An 8,429-nucleotide genomic window follows, 5' to 3' on the forward strand; every position below is an offset into this window, starting at 1 on the left:
TCGGGGTCTTGAAACACCATCTGGGCCTGACTCTGCCACTCCCGGAGCTCCCGCCCCGAGATGCTGGTCACGTCGGTGTCGTCGGCGACGACCTCCCCCTCGGTCGCCTTCTCGAGGTTGAGGATCGTCCGCCCCAGCGTGGTCTTCCCACAGCCGGACTCGCCGACGAGCCCGAGCGTCTCGCCCTCGCGGATGTCGAAGCTGACGCCGTCGACGGCTTTCACGGGATCGCCGCCGAACAGGCCGCCGTCGTCGTAGTACTTCTTCAGGTTCCGGACTTCGAGGAACGGTTCGGCGCTCACGCGCGCTCACCTCCGTCGTCCGCGAACTTCTCCTCGGGCGCCGACTCCTCGAACCGGTCGTCGTAGAGGAGACACGCCGCCTCGTGGTCGACCGTGCCGTCGCCCACGTCCTTCCGCTCGGGATGGACCTGCTCGCAGTCCTCGAACGCGTGGGGACACCGCGGCGCGAACCGACAGCTCGTGGGTTTGCTCGTCGAGGTCGGCACCTCGCCCTCGATCGTCGGCAGCCGTTCGTCGCCGGCGGTCCGGCCGGGAATGCTCGCGAGCAGCCCCCGGGTGTAGGGGTGGCGGGGGTTGTCGAACAGCTCGTCGACCGGCGCGCTCTCGACGAACTCGCCGGCGTACATCACGTTCACGCGGTCGGTCGTCTCCTCGATAACGCCCATGTCGTGGGTGATGAACAGCACGCCCAGGTTCTCCTCGCGCTGAAGCTCGTCCAGCAGTTCGAGGATCTGGGCCTGAATCGTCACGTCGAGTGCGGTCGTCGGCTCGTCACAGACCAGCAGGTCCGGGTCACAGGCCAGCGCGATCGCGATGACCGCGCGCTGGCGCATCCCGCCGGAGAACTGGTGGGGGTACTCCGACACGCGGCGGGCGGCGTCGGGGATCCCAACGTCCTCCAGCAGTTCGATCGCGGCGTCGGTCGCCTCCTGCCCGCGGAGTCCCTGGTGGATACGGAGGGCCTCCTTGATCTGGTTCCCGACGGTGTAGACGGGGTTGAGCGAGTTCATCGGGTCCTGGAACACGATCGCGATGTCGCCGCGGTGTTCGTCCCAGTTGCCGCCGACGAGCTCGTCGCCGCGGAACTCGATCGACCCCTCCTCGATCACGCCCGGCTCCTCGACCAGCCCGAGCACCGAGCGGGCGGTGACGGACTTGCCCGAGCCGGACTCGCCGACCAGCCCGACGGTCTCGCCGCGCTGGACGTCGAAGCTCACGCCGTCGACCGCGCGGATCGTCTCCTTGTCGGTGTGGAAGACGGTGCGAAGGTTCTCGACGGAGAGCAGCGTGTCGCTCATGCGCCACCCCCCGCCCCGGCGGTCTCACTGCCGGCGCTGTCGGACTGCGGGTCGATCGCGTCGCGGATGCCGTCACCCAGCGCGTTGAACCCGGTCACGACCAGCGTGATCAGGATGCCGGGGATCAGCGAGATGTGCCACGATCCGGTCCGGACGTAGTCCTGTCCGAGGTTGACCGCGCGACCCCACTCCGGCGTCGGCGGCTGGACGCCCAGCCCGAGGTAGGACAGCCCCGCGATGGAGATGATCGCCCCGCCGAGCGTCATCGAGCCGTAGATCAACAGGTAGCCAGTCACGTAAGGGAGCATATGTTTTCGCATGATCGTGATCGGTGTCTGCCCGAAGCTCCGGGCGGCGTCGATCCACTCGCGCTCGGCGATCTGCAGCGCCGGGCCGCGGATCGACCGCCACATGTACGTCCAGCCGGTGAACGCGAAGATCAGCGCGAGCAGGAACCCACCGCTGTACACCTCGCTGACCCACGTCTCCTTGAGGACGGTCGTGAGCATGATCAGCAGCAGCAGTTGGGGCATCGCCATCACGGCGTCGGAGATCAGCACCATGCTCAGGTCCACTCGGCCCTTGTAGTACGCCGAGGTGAGCGCGAGCGAGGCGGCGATCGACGCGCTCAGCGCGACCGAGAGCACGCCGATCACCAAGGAGATGCGCGACCCGACCACCAAGAAGGTGAACAGGTCGCTGCCGTCCTGCATCGTCCCGAACGGGTGGAAGCGCCCGAAGTCGTCGTACTGCCACGGGCCGATGTTCCGGTCGTTCCCCTGTGAGAGGGAGTTGAGGTTCGCCTGTCCGACGACGATCGTCTCCACGGAGTTGGTGTCGCTGTCCCAGTAGCTGATCTCGTTGCCGTACGTGTTACGCATGTTCTGGTCGACGGTCGTCGGCCCCAGTGCGGGCGCGAACACCGCCATCGTCACGAACATGAACACGATCACCAGCCCGAAGATCCCCCACTTGTGGCCGCGGAAGCGGTCGAGCATGTCGTCGCGGGGGGTCCAGTCGGCGGCGCGGTACTCCTGCCGGTAGATGCGCAGTCCCCAGACGGCCCACCCGAACGCCGCGAACGCGTAGAGGTAGATCAGCGTCGCACGCAGCGCCCACGCCATCGCGGGCGAGAGGCCGAGGAACGTTCCCTCGTAGCCGCTCCCGTTGTAGTAGCCGCCGTTGGGGATCGTCTCCCGGGAGAGCAGCGTGGGGATCGACTGGGCCGCGTTCTCCAGACTGGTCAGGAAGCCGATCGAATCGACGCCCGGCAGCGCGAGCAGTCCGTCGACGGTGAGGCTGACGACGAAGTTCGCGAGCGCGCCGGCCTCCAGCACGAACAGGAAGACGCCGACGGCGGCCCACACTGCCGTCCGCCCGTCGGTGAGCGTATCCGTGACGTGAGAGGTTCGTACCGCCATCTCACTCGCCCTCCAGCCCGACGCGCGGGTCTATCAGCGTGTACAGCACGTCCTGTATGAGGTTGATTCCGACGATCATGAGGATGAACACGTACATCAGTGTCCCGACGAGCGGGAGGTCGCCCTGGATGGCCGCCTGGAAGAACAGGTAGCCGATCCCGTTGATCCCGAACACGGACTCGACGAGCACGCTGCCGCCGATCAGCAGGAACGCCTCGCTGGTGATGATCGGGACCAGCGGCACCAGCGCGTTCCGGAGGATGTGTTTGTACACGAGCGCGCGGTCGGAGACGCCCTTGACTTTCGCGAGCTCGACGTAGTCCTGATTCTTCACTTCCAGTACGGCTGTCCGGCCGATACGCATCTCGTTGCCCATCGACGCCGAGCCGAGGACGATCGCGGCCGGGGCCACCTTCTTGATCGCCTGCAGCGTCGCGTTCGGATTGGTGAAGAAGGCCAGCGGGTTGCCGGAGAGATAGCTCAGATCGGGATTCCCGGAGATCCCGGAGGTGAGGTTCGGGCCGAGGGTCTCCCAGCTGAACCCGAAGATCGCTTGGGAGCTTCCAAGCACCGCGAGCAGCATGATGCCGAGCCAGAAGTTCGGCATCGCGCGCCAGACGATTCCGCCCATCGAGGCGACGTAGTCGGCGACGGTGTTCGACCGCATCCCCGCGTAGAACCCCAGCGGGACGCCGATGAAGATCGCGATCAGCACCGACCAGAACCCCAGCCAGAGCGTCCGAGGGAGGAAATCGAGGATCAGCGCGTTCACGTTCGACCCCTGGTACAGCAGCCACGTACGGCCGAGGTCGAACATCAGCAGGTTCGAGAGCCAGTCCACGTAGTGTTGGAGCGGGGGCTGGTTCAACCCGAGCTGGGTCTGTGCAGCCTGATACGCGGCCGGGTTCCGGACCTGCCCCTCGCTCAGCAGGCGTGCGGCGGGGTCGATCGGCCCCATGAAGATGATGAACCACGTCATCGACGTCCCGAGCCACACGACCGGGATCGCCATGAGCAGGCGTTTCGCGAGATAGCGGGCTCTGCTCACGTCTGGCCTCCGTCAGTCGACTGTTCAGTACGCGCGTTCCGGAGGTCGAGACCGCGTGTTTCGTGCATTCGTGTGCGTTCGATCAGGGATAAGAAGGGGGTATTGAAAAGCCGGCCGGTTAGCGCTCTACCGGCTGAGCGTCAGGTCGGTGAACGTCTGGTTCTCCATCACGCCGTACATCTCCACGTCGACGTGCTGGTGCCAGAAGCGCTGGCTGGCCGGGTTGACGATCGGCAGCTCCTGCATCGAGAGCCAGTTGACTTCCTCGATCGTCTGGAACGCCTCGGCCTCCGACTGGTCGGTGCTATCCTCACCCGCGTAGTTCTCCGCCCACGCGTCGAGGGCGGTCTGTCGGAGCTCCTCGTTGTGGTAGCTCCCCTCGGCGCCCCAGCGGGTGAACTGCCCCGAGGGACTCTCGCCGTAGAGGAACCGCAGGAAGTTCTCCGGACCGGGGTACTCCATCCCGTCGCCGAGCGCGAACACTTCCATGCTGCCGCTGATCGCCTGACTGATGATCGTCCCGAACTCCGCCTCGGTGATCTCCATCTCGATGTGGGCCTGCCGGAGCTTGGACTGCAGGCGGGTGAACACGCGCTGGTAGGCGCTGTTGCCCGAGATGGTCGTCGCCGTGATCTCGAAGGTGTTGTCGGAGCTGTAGCCGGCCTCCTCCATCACCTGCGTCGCGGACTCGAGGTCGGTCTCGCCGTAGCCGTACGGGTAGCCGTCGGACGCGCCCTCGAGGTTGGACTGGTAGCCGTTCTCCGCGTGACGGGTGTACGTGTCGTTCGAGTCGACGCCCTCCTCGAACGTGGGGTAGGCCGCCGGCGGCGTGATGTGGTACGCCGGCGTGGCGGTGCCCTTGTAGACGTTCTCCGCGACGGAGTGCTGGTCCAGCGCGTAGGCGAACGCCTTCCGGACCGGGATCGGAACCTCGAGCGTGTTGAACACGAGGTACTCCGTGGTCAGCGACGGGATCTGGCCGTAGTTGACCGTCTGGCCGCCGAGGTCGTACGTCCCGAGAGACTTGTTGCCGTCCTCCTCCTCGATGGAGACGTTGCTCGGCGTGAACGACGCCGTCGGCATCCCCTCGAGGATGTCGGCGTTGCCGTTCTCGAAGCGGTTGAGTCGGGTGTTGCCGTCGGGGACGACCGTGAAGACGATCTCGTCGATCTGGGGCTGGGTGCCGTAGTAGTCGTCGAACGCCGACAGCGTGATCGCGTCACCCTTGCTCCAGGAGTCGACCTGGAAGGCGCCGGCGCCGGCGAACGTCGGGCCGTCGCCCTGCGTGCTGAAGAACTCGTTGTAGGAGTACTCGCCGTCGTACCCCTCGATGTCGCCGACCGAGTTCGCCGGGAGGATCGCGAACGCGCCGCCCGCGATCTGGAACAGCGTCCACTGGAACTCGCTCGCGAGAGTCATCTCGAACGTGTAGTCGTCGACGGCCTCGACCTGCAGCGAGTTCGGGACCACGTCGGCGAGCGTCGTCTCGTCCTCCGGGGACGCGCGGCTCGCGTCCTTCTCGTGAGCGACGGTCATCGTGTCGCCGACGATGTCGTCGCGGTTCCGGGAGTTCTCCGACTCCGCGAGCCGGCGGTAGGAGTAGACCACGTCCTCCGCGGTCACGTCGTCGCCGTTGTGGAACGTCGCGTCCTCGCGCAGCGTGAACGTGTACGTCAGGCCGTCGTCGGACAGCTCGTAGTCCGTCGCGAGCGCCGCCTCCGGCGGGTACTCCCCGTCCGGGAACATCATCAGCTGCTGGTTGTACTGGTTGTATCCGGCGCCGGACCCCTTCGCGTTGATGGGGTCGAGCGTCTGGATCGAGCCGGTCGCCATCATCTGGAGGGTGCCGCCGGACTGGGGCGTCCCCTCCTCGGTGTCGGTGTCGGTGTCGTCGGAGCCGCCCATCGGTTCGTCGGTGGGCGATTCCGTCGCTGTTTGATCGGGTGCATTGCCGCCACAGCCGGCGAGCGCCGCCGCAACGCCGGTGCCTGCCGCCGCCAAGAACGATCGCCGAGTGCTCTCCTCGGGCATCACCTCAACAGGATTACCGACCGTAAAAATAGTTTGCCCTCTGCGTATGCGTTTGGGACTGTAGTTCCCAAAATCGAGGGTTCGAGACTGTTTCCCTATATATAGATATATACTGACCCCCGCGTCGTCGGACCTCCGTGGGCTTATCAACGGGGTGGCCACACACCCCGTATGGCCGTCGATCCAGTCGACCACAACGGTAGCGCACCCGGGAACGTGATGGCGCGCCTCCGGCGCCCGCGCAGCGACGAGCGGACCCGTATCGCCGTCGTCGCGGACCCGCACGTCTCCGCGCGCGAGGAAGGCACTTCGAAGCTGTTCGAGCACACCGAGGCCCACCTCGAGAGCGCGGTCGCGGACATCAACGACCGCGACGTGGACTACACGCTCTGTGTCGGCGACATCACCAAGGACGGCGAGCGCTGGAACTACGACGCCGCCGACGAGATCCTCGCCGACCTCGACGCCCCGTTCCGCTCGGTGCCCGGCAACCACGACGTGCTGAAGGAGGGGTACGACCACGAGAACCTCCCCCTGAGCGAGTTCGAGGAGCGCTACACGCCGGACGGGCTGCCGTTCCACGAGCGCGTCGGCGGCGTCGACGTGGTCGGCCTCAACAGCGCCGGCGGCGACGACTGGCTCACCGACTCCCACGACGGGCTGGTCACCGACGACCAGCTCGAGTGGCTCGACGAGACGCTGCCCGAACTCGACACGCCGCTGGTCGCTGTCCACCACAACCTCCCGACGATGTCCGAGCAGTTGGTCCAGCACCGCGACAACAACGAGCCGGAGATGGCGATCCCGCCGACGATGCGCAACCCCGAGCCGTTCCTCGACACGCTCGAAGCCCACGACGCGCCGCTCGTCGTCACCGGCCACCTCCACCTCCCCTCGGCGACGAAGGAGCGCGGCGTCCGCGAGGTCATGTCGCCGACGACGTGCTCGTTCCCGCAGTCCTATCTGCTGTTCGACGTTGGTCCCGACGGCACCGAGGTCCGACTCGTCCCCGTCGCCGACCACGAGGGGATGATGCTGGGCCACTACGAGCGCCATCAGGACTCCGTCACCGGGAAGGGGCTGACCGACATGGCCGCGATCCGACTGGCGCAGTTCCCGCTGGTCGACGAGTCCTGACGCGGTCCGTGTGAGGTCGGGTCGAGCGTCGGAGTTCGCCCCGCTCTCCCTCGTCGCGCCCGCCGCGTTCTGGTTTCGCCGCGACTGAGCTATCCGTCCCGCTCCAGAATCCACCGAACCCCGAGCACGTCGACGACGGTCCCCGCCTCGGACAGGTGTGCGAGCGTCCGCGGGCGATCCGCGTTCACGCCGTCGTCCGGCTGCTCGTCGGGGTCGGGCAGCCCGAAGTCGGGCGTCGTGTCCGGCCCGTCGGCCTCCAAATCGAGCGTCTCGGTGTCGAATGCGCGGTCGACGAGATCGCGGTCGATCGCCACGCCGTCGACAGCCTGTCGGCGTAGCCGTGCCTGTGCCGCGTCGAGCAGCGTGCTGTCGACGACGAGCAGCCCGTCGTAACAGCGGTACTCGACAGCGCCGTACGTGAGGTAGCGCGCGACGGCCCGGGCGGCCACGAACGGCGCGAGCACGACCGCCGCGGCCAGCGCGGCCGCCGGGAACCCGCCCGCGAGGAGGCCGAACCCACCACCGACGAACGCGACGAACGCGATCGGGCTGGTCACGCCGTACACCAGCCCCCGGAGGAGCGCGTCCACGAGCGCGGCCCCCCGCGGTGGTCGCTGTGTGATCCTCGGCTCCGCTTCGGGTTCGTCGATCGACTCGGGGTCGACAGCGGTCGCCGTGCTCCCGAACATTCGGGCGAGCACGCCGTGGCGGTCCTCGTCGGCCTCGATCCGAAGCCCCCACAGGTCGAGGAGTAGCTTCCCGCCGACAAGCAGCGCGAGGACGACCTCGCCGCGGTCGGCAGCGATCCCCGAGGTGTCGACGGCCACCCCGGCCACGAGGAGCGATCCGACCCCGAGCAGGCTCGTGAACGGCGGCGCGAACGTCGACTGCGCGGAGTGCTCGCGGTAGCCGCCGCGGACGAAGTACTCGAGGAACTCCTCTCCGCTACGGAGGACCAACACCGTCAGCAGGCCGAGGCCGATCGCGGCCGCCTCGTCGTCGGTCACGCCGCCGCCGGCGACGAATCCGAACAGTGCGACCACGAACAGCAGCAGGACCGAGCCGATCACGGCGCCGCCGAACAGCGGCGGGAGATTGCGCGGGTAGACTCCGGGGATCGGCCCGGGCATCGGGATCGACCCCCTGAGCCGGTAGAACAGCCCGGCGAGCCGGGAGCGATCGACGGTGCCGCGGGAGCGCTTGGCCGCGAACGGGATCTTCACCAGCGCCCAACCGAACACGACGGCGAGTTCGGCGACCAGCACGCCGAACAGCACCGCGATCGACCAGTCGAGCAGCAGCACCCCCGCCGGTACCACGAGGTTCGAGGCGATCACGACGGCGACGGCGTCGAGATCGGGCGTGTCCCCGGCCATCAGTACGGCTCGTGCTCGTCGAACCGCCGAACTGCCGCACGGTAGGCGATCCAGCCCGCCAGCAGGCCGCCGGCGACGAGCGCCCCGCCGACGCC

The 8,429-nt window shown here is 67.4% G+C and carries 7 protein-coding genes; 1 reads left to right on the forward strand and 6 read right to left on the reverse strand.

Going from position 1 to position 8,429, the window contains the following annotated elements:
• From ACFR9S_RS09115 to ACFR9S_RS09135, 5 genes are all read right to left on the reverse strand, one after another.
• Window positions 1-302, reverse strand: a 302-nt coding sequence (locus tag ACFR9S_RS09115) for an ATP-binding cassette domain-containing protein (protein WP_379818469.1), incomplete at its 3' end; no start/stop codon positions are given.
• Window positions 299-1,321: an ABC transporter ATP-binding protein gene (locus tag ACFR9S_RS09120; RefSeq protein WP_379731074.1), complete on the reverse strand. Its 1,023-nt coding sequence runs from the start codon at window positions 1,319-1,321 to the stop codon at window positions 299-301. The genes ACFR9S_RS09115 and ACFR9S_RS09120, both read right to left, overlap by 4 nt.
• Complete coding sequence (locus ACFR9S_RS09125; RefSeq protein ID WP_379731073.1) at window positions 1,318-2,742, reverse strand: ABC transporter permease; 1,425 nt, start codon at window positions 2,740-2,742, stop codon at window positions 1,318-1,320. The genes ACFR9S_RS09120 and ACFR9S_RS09125 overlap by 4 nt, the downstream gene beginning before the upstream one ends.
• Window position 2,743: 1 nt before the next feature.
• On the reverse strand, window positions 2,744-3,790 hold the full coding sequence (locus tag ACFR9S_RS09130; protein WP_379731072.1) for an ABC transporter permease: 1,047 nt from the start codon (window positions 3,788-3,790) through the stop codon (window positions 2,744-2,746).
• Between the two features lie 126 nt (window positions 3,791-3,916).
• The gene (locus ACFR9S_RS09135; RefSeq protein ID WP_379731071.1) at window positions 3,917-5,821 is read right to left on the reverse strand and encodes an ABC transporter substrate-binding protein; all 1,905 of its coding nucleotides are present in this window, start codon (window positions 5,819-5,821) and stop codon (window positions 3,917-3,919) included.
• 171 nt (window positions 5,822-5,992) lie between these two features.
• On the opposite strand from ACFR9S_RS09135, the gene ACFR9S_RS09140 reads away from it, so the two are divergent.
• Entirely contained in the window at window positions 5,993-6,958 is a 966-nt protein-coding gene (locus ACFR9S_RS09140; protein ID WP_379731070.1) for a metallophosphoesterase family protein, read from the forward strand.
• 89 nt (window positions 6,959-7,047) lie between these two features.
• Here ACFR9S_RS09140 and ACFR9S_RS09145 read toward each other — a convergent pair whose 3' ends face one another.
• Window positions 7,048-8,334, reverse strand: coding sequence for a DUF6498-containing protein (locus ACFR9S_RS09145; RefSeq protein WP_379818470.1), 1,287 nt, complete (start codon window positions 8,332-8,334; stop codon window positions 7,048-7,050).
• Window positions 8,335-8,429: the final 95 nt, after the last annotated feature.

Origin of the sequence: Halolamina salina (genome assembly GCF_042678005.1) — an archaeon.
GTDB lineage: Archaea > Halobacteriota > Halobacteria > Halobacteriales > Haloferacaceae > Halolamina > Halolamina salina.